We start from the raw sequence: 13681 nt of genomic DNA on the forward strand, positions 1-13681 counted from the left end.
TTGAAACGTTTGAAATATTTTTCAAACGGTTTAGGCCTTTCATACGGGCATCGCATGTTTTTGCCGAAACTGGTTTTATATCCGGGTTGCGAACCCCATGTAAGAAACCAGTGAGGAAACCCCGCCTGTTTCCGTCGATGTGATTTGAGGAGGAAATATGCGACGCGTCCTTTTTAGCCTGCCGTTTGTTCTGGCTGCATCGATGGTCGCCCTGCCGGTGGCGAACGCTTCGGCTGAGAGTGTCAACGCTGGCGGCAGGCAGGCCGCAGCAAATGCTCCGTTTGCGGTAACGCCGGTGGCCGAATTCGATACGCCATGGGCGATCGCCTTTCTGCCCGATGGCAGGCTGCTTCTGACGGAGAAGGGCGGCAAGATTTTCATCGTCACGCAAACGGGTGACAAAATTGCGGTCGATGGTGTGCCGGAAGTCGCTTTCGGCGGTCAGAACGGTCTGCTTGACATCGCGCCCGCACCCGACTTCGAGAAGAGCAAGGCGGTCTATTTTTCCTATAACGAACCGGCGCAGAGCGGCAGCAGTGTGGTGCTGGCACGCGCTGTTCTGGATGAAGGTGACGGCAAGGCGGCGCTGAAGGACAGGACCACCATCTGGAAGCAGGATGCGGCGGCGCGTGGCGGACAGCCGGGCGGCATTATCGCATTTGCGCCGGACGGCAAGCATCTGTTCTTCTCCGTCGGCGATCGCATGTTGCCTGCAACCGCGCAGGACGATGCAGCGCCGATGGGAAAAATCCTCCGCATGAATCTCGACGGGTCCGTTCCGAAGGATAATCCGCATGCCGATGCGGATGGTGTGCGGGCACTGACCTGGTCTACCGGCCATCGTAACCCTTACGGGCTGGCCTTCGGTCCCGATGGAAAGCTCTGGGAACATGAGATGGGGCCGCGCGGCGGCGACGAATTCAACCTCATCAAGCCCGGTCTCAATTACGGCTGGCCGCTTGTCTCGAACGGCGACAATTATAGTGGCCGGCCGATCCCGCGCCATAGCACACGTCCGGAATTCGAGCCGCCATTGGTTTACTGGACGCCGGTCATCGCTCCGGCTGGGCTTGCCTTCTACGAGGGGGACATGTTTCCCGAATGGCGCGGTTCGGCGCTCATCGGCGGACTTTCGGTCATGTCGCTGGTGCGTGTCGTGATCGACAAGAGCGGCAAGGCGGACGAAGCGGAACGCTTTGAAATGGAAAACCGTATCCGCAATGTGGCGGTGGGGCCGGATGGCGCCGTCTGGCTGATCGAGGACGACAATCCGGGCCGGTTGCTGAAGCTGACACCAAAAAAATAAGCCCGGCATCGGTCGGGCTTACTGAAACCTGGTGTGGGGTGTTATTTCTTCAAGACATCGACGCCGGGGAGAGGCTTGCCTTCCATCCATTCAAGGAAGGCGCCGCCTGCGGTCGAGATATAGGTGAAGTCGTCGGCAACGCCCGCATGATTGAGGGCAGCGACCGTATCGCCGCCGCCGCCAACCGAAACCAGCTTGCCTGCCTTGGTACGGGCTGCGACATGCTTTGCAGTCTTGACCGTGGCGGCGTCGAAGGGGTGCAGCTCGAAGGCACCGAGCGGGCCGTTCCAGACGAGCGTTGCGGCGTCATCGATAGCCGAGGCGATCAGATCGGTCGAAAGTGCTCCTGCATCGAGAATCATGCCATCGCTTGGCACGGCATCGACGCCATAGGTCTGGTTCGGCGTGTCGGCTGCAAAGTGCCAGCCCACGACAGCATCGACCGGCAGGATGATCGCGCACTTTGTGGTTTCGGCCTTGGCCATGATTTCGCGGGCGGTGGAAGCAAGTTCGTGCTCACAGAGCGACTTGCCGACATCATAGCCCTTGGCGGCGAGGAAGGTGTTTGCCATGCCGCCACCGATGACGAGCGCATCGACCTTCTCGATCAGGTTGGAGAGGAGGTCGAGCTTGGTCGAGACCTTTGCGCCGCCGACGATGGCCACAACCGGGCGAGCCGGATTGCCAAGGCCCTTTTCCAGCGCTTCAAGCTCAGCCTGCATGCCGCGGCCCGCACAGGCGGGCAGGACATGGGCAAGCCCTTCCGTCGAGGCGTGCGCGCGGTGGGCAGCCGAAAACGCGTCATTCACATAAAGATCGCCGTTGGCTGCCAGAGCTGCGACGAACTCCGGATCGTTCTTTTCCTCGCCCTTGTGGAAACGGGTGTTTTCCAGAAGCAGGACATCGCCGTCCTTCAAGGCATCGACCGCGGCCTTTGCCTTGTCACCGATGCAGTCTTCGGCAAAATGAACCCCATGTCCAAGCACCTTGGCCAGAGGCTTCACGACATGCTTCAAAGAGTTTTCATCCGAAGCAACGCCCTTGGGACGACCGAAATGGGCGAGCAGAATAACCTTTGCGCCTTTCCTGGAAAGTTCGGCAATGGTCGGAACGATGCGCTCGATACGGGTCAGGTCGGTGACTTCGCCATTCGCCATTGGCACGTTGAGATCAACGCGGACCAGTACGCGCTTGGACTTGACGTCGGCATCGTCGAGAGTGCGGAAACTCATGATCTTTCTCCCAGAACTGTCTTTCGGGTGCCGATGGAGCAGTGTGCTCAAACAGGCAGGCGCCGGAAAAGGGTTGGATAGTCGGTGACAAGCCCGTCCTCGTCGACGGGCAATTCAGCGGTGAAGGTGCGGTCGGCTGCCTCGTATCGATAGCGCCGTCCTTCCTCGATACAGGTATAGCGCTGCTGGTCGCGCAGCGGGCGGAAGCTGTCGAAGGGCACGTAAAGCATGTCGAGCTGTACGGTGCCGCTTTCCGGCGTCAGGCCAAGGCGGCGGATGGGCAGCGTGTTGGTGAAGGGGGTTCCCGCCAGATCGATATCGATGCAGCCGTCAAATTCGGGCAGTGCATCGCCAGCCATCGTGTTCCAGTGGCCGGCGCCATCGGAAACCAGCTCCAGCCGGTGGCCGGACATGGTTTCGATCAGGAAATGAAGGACATGCCAGGCGCTGTTGCAGTCGATGCTATAGCGCACGCCGTAGGGGACGCCACCGCGATCGCCAATCACGACGCTTTCGGCACGGATCGTGCGGCCGGTAGGGCCGAGATTGAGATGTTCGAGCCCTTCTCCTTCCAGCGGACGCCAGCGCGCAGCGGTGGGGAGAAGGGCGCGGAACATGATCGGCGCTTAGATCAGCTTGCCGAAGGCGACAGCAGTATCGCCCATGCGGCTGGAGAAGCCCCACTCATTGTCGTACCACGACAGGATACGCACCATGGTGCCTTCCATGACCTTGGTCTGGTCCGTGTGGAAGACCGAGGAATGGGAGTCATGGTTGAAGTCGTGCGAGACGAGCGGTTCGTCGGTATAGCCGAGGATGCCCTTCAGGCGGCCATTGGCGGCTGCACGGATTGCATTGTTGACTTCGTCGACAGTCGTTTCGCGCTTGGCGATGAAGGTGAGGTCCACGACCGAGACGTTCGGGGTCGGAACGCGGATGGCGACGCCATCGAGCTTGCCCTTCAGTTCCGGCAGGACGAGGCCGACGGCCTTGGCTGCGCCCGTCGAGGTCGGGATCATGGAAAGAGCGGCTGCACGGGCGCGGTAGAGATCCTTATGCATGGTGTCCAGCGTCGGCTGGTCGCCCGTATAGGAATGGATCGTGGTCATGAAGCCCTTTTCGATGCCGATGGCATCGTTGAGGACCTGAGCCACCGGCGCAAGGCAGTTGGTGGTGCACGAAGCGTTGGAAATGACCAGATGGTCCTTGGTCAGCTTGTCGTGGTTGACGCCATAGACGACGGTCAGGTCGGCGCCATCGGCAGGAGCCGAAACGATGACGCGCTTGGCGCCTGCTTCCAGATGCATGGCGGCCTTGTCACGCGAGGTGAAGATGCCGGTGCATTCCAGAGCGATATCGACGCCTTCTTCCTTCCACGGCAGTTCAGCCGGGTTGCGGACGGCATGAACCTTGATCGGGCCATAACCGACATCGATGGTATCGCCGGCGACCTTCACTTCCTTGGGGAAACGGCCATGAACGCTGTCATAACGCAGAAGATGCGCGTTGGTTTCCACCGGGCCGAGATCGTTGATGGCGACGACCTGGATATCGGTGCGGCCGGATTCGACGATGGCGCGGAGGATGTTACGACCGATGCGGCCAAAGCCATTGATTGCGACGCGAACTGCCATTTTCTCTTATTCTCCCGATTGGGTTCTGCATCTTGCGATGCGTCTCATTAGAACTGGTAGGTTCAAACATTGAAACGCCGACGTTTGTGTGACGCCGGCGTTTCCTTAAATCATGCGGCGTTGAGCTTCTTCTCCGCGGCTTCGGCGGCATGTTCTGCCGTGATGCCGAAATGCTTGTAGAGATCGTTGATCTCACCCGAAGCGCCGAAGCCCTTCATGCCGATGAAGATGCCGTTTTCGCCGATGAAGCGTTCCCAACCGAGCGAGATTGCCGCTTCAATGGCTACTTTCACCGGCGCGTCGCCGATGGTTGCCGTCTTGTAGGCGTCGCTCTGCTGTTCGAAAAGCTCGAAGCATGGAACGGAAACGACGCGGGTCGCGATGCCCTTGCCTTCCAGAAGGTCGCGGGTCTTGAGCGCGATTTCCACTTCCGAGCCGGTTGCGAAGATCGTCACCCTGGCGTCCTTGCTTGCGGCAGCAAGCTCATAGGCGCCGTAAGCCGACAGGTTTTCGTCGCGATGCTCGGTGCGGACCGTCGGCAGGTTCTGGCGAGTGAGCGCCAGCGTCGAAGGGGTCTTCTTCGATTGCAGGGCGATCTGCCAGCATTCGGCGGTTTCCACCGCATCGGCAGGACGGAACACATTGTGGTTCGGAATGGCGCGCAGCGCAGCCAGATGTTCGACCGGCTGGTGGGTCGGGCCATCTTCGCCAAGACCGATGGAATCATGGGTCATGACATAGATGGTGCGGATGCCCATCAGCGAGGAAAGACGCATGGCCGGGCGGCAATAGTCCGAGAAGGTCAGGAAGGTGCCGCCGTAAGGGATGAGGCCGCCGTGCAGCGTCATGCCGTTCATGGCGGCAGCCATGCCGTGTTCACGGATGCCGTAATGGACATAACGCTGGCCGTAATCTTCCGGCGTTACGGCCTTGGTCTGGCTCGTCTTGGTGTTGTTGGAACCGGTGAGGTCGGCAGAGCCGCCCACGGTTTCCGGCACAACGCCATTGATGACTTCAAGAGCCATTTCCGAAGACTTGCGGGTCGCGACCTTCGGCTTGTCGGCGGAAAGCTTCTTCTTGTATTCGATGATGGTCGCATCGAAGTTTGCAGGCAGGTCGCCACGCATCCGGCGCTCGAATTCGGCGCGGGTTTCCGCGTCGGCTGCAGCAAGGCGTTTTTCCCATTCCTGACGCTTCTTGGCCGCATTGAGGCCAGCCACACGCCATGCGTCCAGCACTTCAGCCGGAACGACGAAAGGTTCTGCACTCCAGCCCAGTGCCTTGCGGGTGGCGGCAATTTCTTCAGCACCGAGCGGCGAGCCATGCACCTTGTTGGTGCCAGCCTTGTTCGGCGCGCCGAAACCGATGGTGGTCTTGCAGGCGATGAGCGTCGGCTTGTCGGAAACCTTGGCCAGTTCGATGGCCTTGGCGATTGCGTCCTGGTCATGACCGTCGACAGCCATGGTGTTCCAGCCGGAAGCGGCGAAACGGGCAGGCTGGTCGGTATTGTCGGACAGCGTGACAGGGCCGTCGATCGAAATGTTGTTGTCGTCCCAGAACACGATCAGCTTGTTCAGCTTCAGATGACCGGCAAGCGCGATTGCTTCCTGGCTGATGCCTTCCATGAGGCAGCCGTCACCGGCGATCACATAGGTGTAGTGGTTGACGAGGCTGTCACCGAACTGCGCATTGAGGATGCGTTCGGAAAGCGCCATGCCGACGGCATTGGCGATGCCCTGACCGAGCGGGCCTGTCGTCGTTTCGATACCGGCGGCGTGGCCATATTCCGGATGGCCAGCGGTGCGCGAGCCGAGCTGGCGGAAATTCTTGATCTCGTCGATGGTGATGTCTTCGTAGCCCGAAAGATAGAGCAGCGAATAAAGCAGCATCGAGCCGTGGCCCGCGGAAAGCACGAAACGGTCGCGATCCGGCCAGTGCGGGTTCTGCGGGTCGTGCGAGAGGAAACGGGTGTAAAGCGTCGTCGCTATATCGGCTGCGCCCATCGGCAGGCCGGGATGGCCCGAATTGGCTTTCTCGACCGCGTCCATGGAGAGGAAGCGGATTGCGTTGGCCATCTGGTTTTGTTTGTCGGAATTGGTCATGGTCTCAGCCGTCTTTCCTTGGGAGGGGTTAACGGGGTTGCGGCGATGCCTTTTGCCTGAGCACGATCCGTATCGAAAACGGTTTCATGCGTTTTAGGATCACGCTCCAGAAGGCACCGGGACACATAGCACCTGCACATAAGGAGTCAATAAACCGATGAGTTTTGGGTAATAAACTGTCCGCGACTAATCGATTGAGTAGCGCTGACAGCTTATATGCAACCACTGAAAAGCCGTTTTTGCACCGATAACGGTGTATGAACGCTCGTATATGCCCCTCATTTGTTGCTTATCGGGCAGTCGATTATTACAATCTTTTCAAAGATGCCCGTCCCGCAGGCGCGATTCGATGTCCCTGAATTGGGCTTGCGATTGGCATTGGAAAGGACATGGATGGCACCCGATACGACCCTCAGGCAAGTCTTGGAACGGCTCGAAAAGGCACTCAACGCGCTTGAACAAGCGGTCGATCTGCGGCTGGACAAGGAAGGCGATTTCGCCGAAGCCGAGGAAGAGGTGCAGCGCATGAATGCGGATCGCAGCCGTCTCGCCCAGGAACTCGACCAGTCCGAAGCGCGCGCGGAGCGGCTTGAAGCCGCCAACCGCGAGGTTTCACGCCGCCTCGTGACTGCGATGGAGACAATCCGCGCCGTTCTGGACCGATAGGAGGCTACCATAGCGACCGTAACCGTTACCATTGATGGCAAGGCCTACCGGATGGCCTGCGACGAGGGGCAGGAAGAACACCTCTCCGGGCTCGCCGACCGTTTCGACCAGTATGTGACCCATCTGAAGTCGTCCTTCGGGGAGATTGGCGATCTGCGCCTGACCGTCATGGCCGGGATCATGGTGATGGACGAGATGGCGGAGATGCAGAAGCGCATCAACGGTCTGGAGAGCGAAGTCGACACGCTGCGCCGTGCCCGCGATGAAGCGCTCGGACGCGCCGACAGCAACGATGCCGCCCTGACCGGCCTGCTGACGGATGTGGCATCACGCATCGAGCAGGTGGCCTCGCGCATCGCGCCGCGAAGCAGCTAGAGCATTTCCAGCAAAAGTGTGAAACGTCTACGCGGGGAAATCAGTTCACTGGACTGATTTCCTGTCCCGCTTCGATGCGTTGGATAATGCGATAAAACAAATAGTTAGAGCGGTTCCGGCGATTCTGTCAGAACAGGAACCGCTCTAGGGTCAGGACCCGTGGTCCTGCCCACATCGCAGTTCAGATTTTCTGAAAAGATTTCCTGTTGAGCTGGCGCAAGCCACTGGCGTTCCCGTCCGGCAGATACTATATTGGTCGCTGGCGAACTGCGCTTCCCGACAGGTGTAACAGCATCCCCGGGGCCTTATTGATCTCTAAGGGAGCTGTTCCTGTGAAGGCTTGCGGGCTTTCGCATATGGCGCCCACCTACTTTGTAGGTTCCCGGGATCAATCACTACCATCGGTCGTCGTGGTCGCCGCTTTCTTTTCCCGGCTTGTAGCTTGTTCGCTATAGGCTTGATCTTGCGGACAATTTGTTCGTAAACAGGCGCAAAACTCCAACCATTTGCGCATCTTGATGAAATCTCCCGAAACAGCATCGCCCGATTCATCGGAAAGACTGGCCGTCGCGATACCCGTCGCATTCGTTTACGGGCTTCTGCTTTATGTCATGATCTGGTCGCGCCACTACATGGACGCGATGCCGGTCATTGCCGGGCTTGCCCTGTTGCCGATGGCGGTTGCGAGCCTCGCCTCCTGCCTGTCGGACCCGCGCGCGCAAAAGGGGCTTTGGCGTCATGTGCGCATGGGCTGGGCCATCATTGGCGGGCTTGTCGTCACCAGCATGGTGCTTTTCCACGAGGCGGGCATTTGCGTGGCCATGGCCGCTCCATTTTTCATGGTGTTTTCGGCGCTCGGTTCGGCGGTGACATTATGGATCATCCGGCAGTTTCGCTCGCGGCGCTCGACCACTCTGGTCATTGCGCTGCCGCTGCTGGTACTGCCTGCCGAGCTTCAGATGACCTATGCTCCGCACGACAGCTTCGTCACGACGGTAGTCGAAATCGCAGCCCCGCCGGAAGTTGTCTGGCGGCAGACGGTCGAAATCCGCGATGTGCGCCCCCACGAACTGTCGTGGACATTCAGTCATGGAATATTGGGCGTGCCGCAGCCGGTAGATGCGCGGCTTGAAGGAGAGGGCATCGGGGCAGTGCGCCAGCTCCGGTGGACACATGGTGTCAATTTTCAGGAAATTGTCACGCAATGGGAAGAAAACCGGCTGCTGGCGTGGGATTTCCGCTTCGGTCCCGGTTCCATCCCGCCCGAGGTCGAGGCGCATATCAAGGTCGACAGCACTTATCTTAAGCTTGCCCAGGGCAACTACAGTCTCGAACCACTGGCGAACGGCCATACGCGCCTTACGCTGACGACCCATTACCGGATCGCAACGCCGATCGATTTCTATTGCGACCTGTGGGGAAAATTGTTCCTGAATGACTTCCATGGCGTCGTTTTGAACGTCATCCGCGACCGTTCCGAGAAGGTCGCTCAAGGGGCGGGCGGAGTCACTTGACGGATTGTCATATTGCGGTTCCACTGCATGGCGAAACACGGCAGCAGGGAGTGGCTTGGCATGACGGCAACGGAGCGTAGCCCCGGTCTGGAAAAGCAGGAGCTGAGACGCAGGATTCTTGCAATCCGCGATGCGCTTGATCCGCGCTTTCATTACGAGGCTTCTCTGGCCGCTGCCAAAAAGGGTGAGGCCGCAATCGACGTTCCCAAAGGCACGCTGATTGCAGGCTACTGGCCGATCCGGTCCGAAATCGATCCGCGTCCCCTTTTGTCCGCCTTCCGCGCCAAAGGCGCACGGCTCTGCCTGCCCGTCGTTCTGGACAAGGAAACGATTGCCTTTCGTGAATATCTGCCGGACACCGAGCTGGTGCAGACCGGTTTCGGCACGATGGGGCCGGGGGAGGACGCGCCGGTTGTCGATCCGGCGATCATGCTGATGCCGCTTGCCGGCTTCGACCGGCGTGGCCACAGGCTCGGCTACGGTGCGGGGCATTACGACCGCGCGCTGGCACGCTTTACCGAGCGCGGTTTGCAGCCGCTGCTGATCGGCATGGCTTTCGACTGTCAGGAAGTCGAACATGTGCCCGATGAGCCGCACGATATCGCGCTCAACCAGATACTGACTGAAAGCGGCCTGCGTTCGCTTGGAACCGGGTCGGCGGTCTAATTTTGCTCCTGTATTTATGCGATGTCAGGGGATGCCGCCTGACCGCAAAATGCCCTGACCGGCTTGCGTTCGCTTGGCGCAGGTTTATAAGGCAATCTCATGAGATTGCTTTTTCTTGGTGATATGGTGGGCCGGTCGGGCCGTACCGCGGTTTATGAAAAGCTGCCGGGGCTGATTTCCGATCTGAAGCTGGACTTCGTTATCGTCAACGGCGAGAACGCCGCTGGCGGTTTCGGCATTACCGAAGAGATTTTTCACGACACCATTCGTGCCGGTGCCGACGTGGTGACGACCGGCAACCATGTGTGGGATCAGCGCGAGGCGCTGGATTTCTCCAGGCGCGAAGATCGCTTCCTGCGCCCGGCCAATTTCCCGAAAGGGACGGCAGGCAAGGGTGAGGGGCTTTATATCGCCAAGAACGGTGCCCGTGTTCTGGTTTCGAACATCATGGGCCGGGTGTTCATGCATCCGGATCTCGACGATCCTTTCATCGCTGCCGAGAAAATTCTGGAAGCCTGTCCGCTTGGTGAACAGGCCGATGCCGTCTTCTTCGACTTCCATGCCGAAGCGACCAGCGAAAAACAGTGTTTCGGCCACTTTGTCGATGGCCGCGCAAGCGCGGTTGTCGGCACGCACACGCATGTGCCGACGGCCGATTGCCAGATATTGCGCAATGGCACGGCCTATATGTCGGATGCAGGCATGTGCGGCGATTACGACTCGTCGCTCGGCATGGATAAGGAAGAGCCGCTCAACCGCTTCCTGTCCAAAGTGCCGAAAGGACGGTTCGAGGCGGCGAACGGCCCTGCCACCATCTGCGGCGTCGGCATCGAGATTTCGGACCGCACAGGGCTTGCAGAAAAGGCCGCTCCCCTGCGCATCGGCGCGCATCTGGAAGAGACGATACCGGCGTTCTGGAGTTAACCGTTTCAGCAACCGCTTTCGGTTGCAGAAACAGGTGCGGTGACTTTCACGCCCTCGAAATTTTCCGGCCCCGCAATCCGGGTGCACAGATCAGACCATTCGCAATGTTCGCAGGCCGCGCGCAGCGTGCCATCGGCGAAGCTCGAGCGCATTGCTGCCAGCCGCTCCGCATCGAGCGTGAACGGGGAAGGCGTAGCGAGAACCGTTCCCAGAAGTTCGCCCACGGTCTTGAGCGCCAGTGCGTCGCGTCTCCTGACGCTTGCTTCATAACAATGACAGTCGCCCCCGCAGAGCAGGGGCGCGCAGATGTCATCGGGACCATCAATCAGAAGAATATCTTCTCCCCGGCTCAACCGCCCGGCAATCGCATCGTAGTTTTCCACGAAAGCCGGGCTGTAGCCCTTGCCGACATAAGTCAGCATGCAAAGAAGATGATGGCCACGCAGACGTATGGTCAACGGTTCGGCGCTGCAGCCTTGAGGATCGCTGCGCCGAGAGCCGACTTGATGAGAGCGCCGAGCAGGAACGGCGTCACGCCGAAGGCGACGGCCTTTTCAGCGCCGATGAGGGTGGACAGCCAGACTGCACCGAGAGCGAGGCAGATCATGTTGGCAGCAAGGAACGAGACGAATGCGAGGCCGACGCGGTTGCCGTTCCAGCCGCGTTCGGCCAGATAACCGGTCAGTGCAGCAATGATCGGGAAGGAAACGAGATAGCCTGCGGTCGGGCCTGCGAAATGTGCAAGACCACCGGCGCCGCCTGCGAGAACCGGAAGGCCCATCATTGCTTCTCCGAGCCAGGCCAGAACCGTGGCCATGCCAAGACGCCAGCCATAGAGCGCGCCGATCAGCGGAACGATCAGGGTCTGCAGCGTGATCGGAACCGGAATCATCGGAACTTCGATCTGTGATGAGACGGCGAGAACCAGCGTGCCAAATGCTACGGCCGCGAGGCGCATTGCCGGGGAGCGGGCTTCGAGATTAAGCGGGCTAAAGGATGGGCGGGTCTGAGTGATAGTCGACATGGTTACCTCGAATTATAGATAAAATGGAGATTCGATCTATATCTTTTTAAAGCTCGTGACGATAAACGCAAGAGCCGAACAAACGGCACCATCCCTTGCTGTGGAAGTTGCGCGCAAAAAAGCCCGTTCCGCCGCCTGAAATCCGCGTGGGGGTATAGAGATAGGTTAAAGTCGGAAGGAAGCGCGTGCGATGGCGTCAGCCGACGATCGCGAACGAATCGCGCGTCTTGCCTGATGCCGTCTTGACGGGGCGGTGTCCGATCCATTGCACGTGCCGGGCGAGGATCGTGGCGGCGCTGTCGACATCGTTCTGGCGCAGCGCTTGTAATATCGCCCGGTGGTCATGGTCGGTGCGGGCTTCCCATTCCGAACGCCACGTGGCGAAAAGGAACCGCGCGCTGGCGGCATGAAGATCATCGATTGCGGCGAGCAGGCGCGGCATTCTGCATGGTTCGAGTATGAGCCGATGAAAGCGGCGGTTGGCGTCTTCCCAGCTTCTGACGTCGCGCGACTTGTCGCCTTCCAGCGTTGCCTGTTCGGCGGCGTCGAGCGTTGCCTGCGTGATGTGCGGTGCCGCGTGGCGGAGCGCCAGAACTTCCAGAGCCGCCCGCATTTCCGCAACTTCCCTGATCTCACCAATATCGAACGACGCAACCCGGGCGCCGCGTCGCGGTTCCGATACTGCGAGGCCCTGAGCCTCCAATCGCCGGAACGCTTCGCGGACCGGCACATGGCTGGTCTCGAATTCTTCCGCGATGTGATCCTGTCGCAGTTTGGTGCCCGGCTCGATCTCGCCCGCAATGATGCGGTCGGCAAGGATGCGGCTGATGCGGGCTGCGATGGTTTCACCGGGAGTGTTGTGGGGAGGCTGAATCATGAATTTATAGATAATCGGCTTTGCTCGCCGGGTCGAGCGATATTGCCTTTATTGACAGGGAATCGATGTTTGTAGCGCTTTTGCTGGACGAATGGGCCTGAATTCCTTATAACGCCGCCATTCTGCACGGAAAGCACTGTGGCCCGACCGCGGCCCTTCTCTGCTTGATCTCTGTTTCATGCGTGACGCTTCCGTGCGCAGCATTTTAAACAGAACAGGGGTGCCATGGCCGGCCATTCACAGTTTAAGAATATCATGCACCGCAAGGGCCGTCAGGATGCGGTGCGGTCGAAAATGTTTTCCAAGCTCGGGCGCGAAATCACCGTTGCTGCCAAGCAGGGTCTGCCTGATCCCGCGATGAACCCGCGTCTGCGTCTGGCGATCCAGAACGCCAAGGCGCAGTCCATGCCAAAGGACAATATCGAGCGCGCCATCAAGAAGGCTGCCGGTAATGACGGCGAGAACTATGATGAAGTGCGCTACGAAGGCCGTGGTCCCGGCGGCGTATCGGTCATCGTGGAAGCGCTGACGGACAACCGCAACCGCACGGCATCCAATGTCCGTGCAGCCTTTACGAAGTCGGGCGGTGCGCTGGGCGAAACCGGTTCGGTTTCCTTCATGTTCGATCGCGTTGGCGAAATCATCTACAAGTCGTCTGTTGGTGATGCCGACAAGGTGATGGAAGCAGCCATCGAAGCTGGCGCCGACGATGTGCAGTCCGGCGAAGAAGAACACGTCATCATCTGCGCGTTTGAAGACATCGGCGAAGTGTCGAAGGCTCTGGAAGCTGCACTCGGTGAAGCCGAATCGATCAAGACGATCTGGAAGCCCCAGACCAATACCGAGCTGGACGAGGAAAAGGCGCGTTCTGTTCTCAAGCTTCTCAACGTGCTTGAAGACGATGACGACGTGCAGAACGTCTACACGAACTTCGAAGTCAGCGACGAAGTGATGGAAAAGCTGAGCGCCTGATCCGGTTCTCAAGATTGTTTTTGAAAAATCCCGGCCTTGTCCGGGATTTTTTGTGCCTTGCGAAACGAAGAACCAGGGCAATAAAAAACCCCGCCGAGGCGGGGCTTTTCAACCAGATGCAATATCGGATCAGATGCCGAGATTGCCGAAACGGTTCTTGAACTTCGTAACGCGACCGCCGCGATCGAGCAGGGTCTGCGAACCGCCCGTCCAAGCCGGATGGGTGGTCGGGTCGATATCGAGGTTCATCGTATCGCCTTCCTTGCCCCAGGTCGAGCGGGTCGTGTATTCGGTGCCATCGGTCATCACGACCTTGATGGTGTGGTAGTCGGGATGGATATTGGCTTTCATCTTCTCAATCCTGAAAGTCTGGGGTGAAAAGCGCAGCC

At 59.3% G+C, this 13681-nt stretch carries 15 protein-coding genes and 1 other RNA gene; 8 read left to right on the forward strand and 8 right to left on the reverse strand.

All coding sequences use genetic code 11. The features are described from left to right. Window positions 1–157: 157 nt before the first annotated feature. The gene (locus ACOWVS_RS15015) at window positions 158–1306 is read left to right on the forward strand and encodes a PQQ-dependent sugar dehydrogenase (protein WP_063620140.1); all 1149 of its coding nucleotides are present in this window, start codon (window positions 158–160) and stop codon (window positions 1304–1306) included. Between the two features lie 41 nt (window positions 1307–1347). On the opposite strand, the gene ACOWVS_RS15020 is transcribed toward ACOWVS_RS15015, so the two are convergent. The 4 genes from ACOWVS_RS15020 to tkt all read right to left on the reverse strand — a co-directional run bounded on the left by ACOWVS_RS15020 (window position 1348) and on the right by tkt (window position 6274). Further along, a complete protein-coding gene (locus tag ACOWVS_RS15020) occupies window positions 1348–2538 on the reverse strand; it encodes a phosphoglycerate kinase (RefSeq protein ID WP_063620139.1) in 1191 nt (396 codons plus the stop codon). A 47-nt stretch (window positions 2539–2585) separates the two neighbouring features. Beyond that, a complete protein-coding gene (locus ACOWVS_RS15025; protein ID WP_063620138.1) occupies window positions 2586–3155 on the reverse strand; it encodes a putative glycolipid-binding domain-containing protein in 570 nt (189 codons plus the stop codon). 9 nt (window positions 3156–3164) lie between these two features. Then, a complete protein-coding gene (gap, locus tag ACOWVS_RS15030) occupies window positions 3165–4172 on the reverse strand; it encodes a type I glyceraldehyde-3-phosphate dehydrogenase (protein WP_021588015.1) in 1008 nt (335 codons plus the stop codon). A 110-nt stretch (window positions 4173–4282) separates the two neighbouring features. Continuing rightward, on the reverse strand, window positions 4283–6274 hold the full coding sequence (gene tkt, locus ACOWVS_RS15035) for a transketolase (protein ID WP_075042036.1): 1992 nt from the start codon (window positions 6272–6274) through the stop codon (window positions 4283–4285). Between the two features lie 393 nt (window positions 6275–6667). On the opposite strand from tkt, the gene ACOWVS_RS15040 reads away from it, so the two are divergent. The 6 genes from ACOWVS_RS15040 to ACOWVS_RS15065 all read left to right on the forward strand — a co-directional run bounded on the left by ACOWVS_RS15040 (window position 6668) and on the right by ACOWVS_RS15065 (window position 10419). Next, complete coding sequence (locus ACOWVS_RS15040) at window positions 6668–6940, forward strand: DUF4164 domain-containing protein (protein WP_006473231.1); 273 nt, start codon at window positions 6668–6670, stop codon at window positions 6938–6940. A gap of 9 nt (window positions 6941–6949) precedes the next feature. Beyond that, on the forward strand, window positions 6950–7315 hold the full coding sequence (locus tag ACOWVS_RS15045) for a cell division protein ZapA (protein WP_025090848.1): 366 nt from the start codon (window positions 6950–6952) through the stop codon (window positions 7313–7315). Between the two features lie 261 nt (window positions 7316–7576). Further along, window positions 7577–7735, forward strand: a non-coding RNA gene (ssrS, locus tag ACOWVS_RS15050) — 6S RNA. A gap of 98 nt (window positions 7736–7833) precedes the next feature. Beyond that, window positions 7834–8829, forward strand: coding sequence for an SRPBCC family protein (locus ACOWVS_RS15055; RefSeq protein ID WP_075042035.1), 996 nt, complete (start codon window positions 7834–7836; stop codon window positions 8827–8829). Window positions 8830–8889: 60 nt separating this feature from the next. Continuing rightward, entirely contained in the window at window positions 8890–9495 is a 606-nt protein-coding gene (locus ACOWVS_RS15060) for a 5-formyltetrahydrofolate cyclo-ligase (protein WP_075042034.1), read from the forward strand. A 99-nt stretch (window positions 9496–9594) separates the two neighbouring features. Beyond that, window positions 9595–10419, forward strand: a complete 825-nt coding sequence (locus ACOWVS_RS15065; protein WP_006467741.1) for a TIGR00282 family metallophosphoesterase — start codon at window positions 9595–9597, stop codon at window positions 10417–10419. A gap of 5 nt (window positions 10420–10424) precedes the next feature. Here ACOWVS_RS15065 and ACOWVS_RS15070 read toward each other — a convergent pair whose 3' ends face one another. From ACOWVS_RS15070 to ACOWVS_RS15080, 3 genes are all read right to left on the reverse strand, one after another. Further along, entirely contained in the window at window positions 10425–10877 is a 453-nt protein-coding gene (locus tag ACOWVS_RS15070) for a DUF1284 domain-containing protein (protein WP_075042033.1), read from the reverse strand. Beyond that, window positions 10874–11443: a biotin transporter BioY gene (locus tag ACOWVS_RS15075; RefSeq protein WP_075042032.1), complete on the reverse strand. Its 570-nt coding sequence runs from the start codon at window positions 11441–11443 to the stop codon at window positions 10874–10876. The genes ACOWVS_RS15070 and ACOWVS_RS15075 overlap by 4 nt, the downstream gene beginning before the upstream one ends. 196 nt (window positions 11444–11639) lie before the next feature. Then, the gene (locus tag ACOWVS_RS15080) at window positions 11640–12320 is read right to left on the reverse strand and encodes a GntR family transcriptional regulator (RefSeq protein ID WP_075042031.1); all 681 of its coding nucleotides are present in this window, start codon (window positions 12318–12320) and stop codon (window positions 11640–11642) included. Window positions 12321–12545: 225 nt separating this feature from the next. Between ACOWVS_RS15080 and ACOWVS_RS15085 the strand changes: the two genes are divergently transcribed. After that, on the forward strand, window positions 12546–13292 hold the full coding sequence (locus ACOWVS_RS15085; RefSeq protein WP_006467737.1) for a YebC/PmpR family DNA-binding transcriptional regulator: 747 nt from the start codon (window positions 12546–12548) through the stop codon (window positions 13290–13292). Window positions 13293–13421: 129 nt separating this feature from the next. On the opposite strand, the gene rpmE is transcribed toward ACOWVS_RS15085, so the two are convergent. Beyond that, on the reverse strand, window positions 13422–13643 hold the full coding sequence (gene rpmE / locus ACOWVS_RS15090) for a 50S ribosomal protein L31 (RefSeq protein ID WP_006467736.1): 222 nt from the start codon (window positions 13641–13643) through the stop codon (window positions 13422–13424). Window positions 13644–13681: the final 38 nt, after the last annotated feature.

It is taken from the genome of Brucella sp. IR068 (assembly GCF_049065885.1).
GTDB lineage: Bacteria > Pseudomonadota > Alphaproteobacteria > Rhizobiales > Rhizobiaceae > Brucella > Brucella intermedia.

Excerpts from the sequence above, each read along its gene's own strand:
- ACOWVS_RS15015 (WP_063620140.1), top strand. The coding sequence starts at position 158 with ATGCGACGCGTCCTTTTTAGCCTGCCGTTTGTTCTGGCTGCATCGATG.
- ACOWVS_RS15020 (WP_063620139.1), bottom strand. The coding sequence starts at position 2,538 with ATGAGTTTCCGCACTCTCGACGATGCCGACGTCAAGTCCAAGCGCGTA.
- ACOWVS_RS15025 (WP_063620138.1), bottom strand. The coding sequence starts at position 3,155 with ATGTTCCGCGCCCTTCTCCCCACCGCTGCGCGCTGGCGTCCGCTGGAA.
- gap (WP_021588015.1), bottom strand. The coding sequence starts at position 4,172 with ATGGCAGTTCGCGTCGCAATCAATGGCTTTGGCCGCATCGGTCGTAAC.
- tkt (WP_075042036.1), bottom strand. The coding sequence starts at position 6,274 with ATGACCAATTCCGACAAACAAAACCAGATGGCCAACGCAATCCGCTTC.
- ACOWVS_RS15040 (WP_006473231.1), top strand. The coding sequence starts at position 6,668 with ATGGCACCCGATACGACCCTCAGGCAAGTCTTGGAACGGCTCGAAAAG.
- ACOWVS_RS15055 (WP_075042035.1), top strand. The coding sequence starts at position 7,834 with ATGAAATCTCCCGAAACAGCATCGCCCGATTCATCGGAAAGACTGGCC.
- ACOWVS_RS15060 (WP_075042034.1), top strand. The coding sequence starts at position 8,890 with ATGACGGCAACGGAGCGTAGCCCCGGTCTGGAAAAGCAGGAGCTGAGA.
- ACOWVS_RS15065 (WP_006467741.1), top strand. The coding sequence starts at position 9,595 with ATGAGATTGCTTTTTCTTGGTGATATGGTGGGCCGGTCGGGCCGTACC.
- ACOWVS_RS15075 (WP_075042032.1), bottom strand. The coding sequence starts at position 11,443 with ATGTCGACTATCACTCAGACCCGCCCATCCTTTAGCCCGCTTAATCTC.
- ACOWVS_RS15080 (WP_075042031.1), bottom strand. The coding sequence starts at position 12,320 with ATGATTCAGCCTCCCCACAACACTCCCGGTGAAACCATCGCAGCCCGC.
- ACOWVS_RS15085 (WP_006467737.1), top strand. The coding sequence starts at position 12,546 with ATGGCCGGCCATTCACAGTTTAAGAATATCATGCACCGCAAGGGCCGT.
- rpmE (WP_006467736.1), bottom strand. The coding sequence starts at position 13,643 with ATGAAAGCCAATATCCATCCCGACTACCACACCATCAAGGTCGTGATG.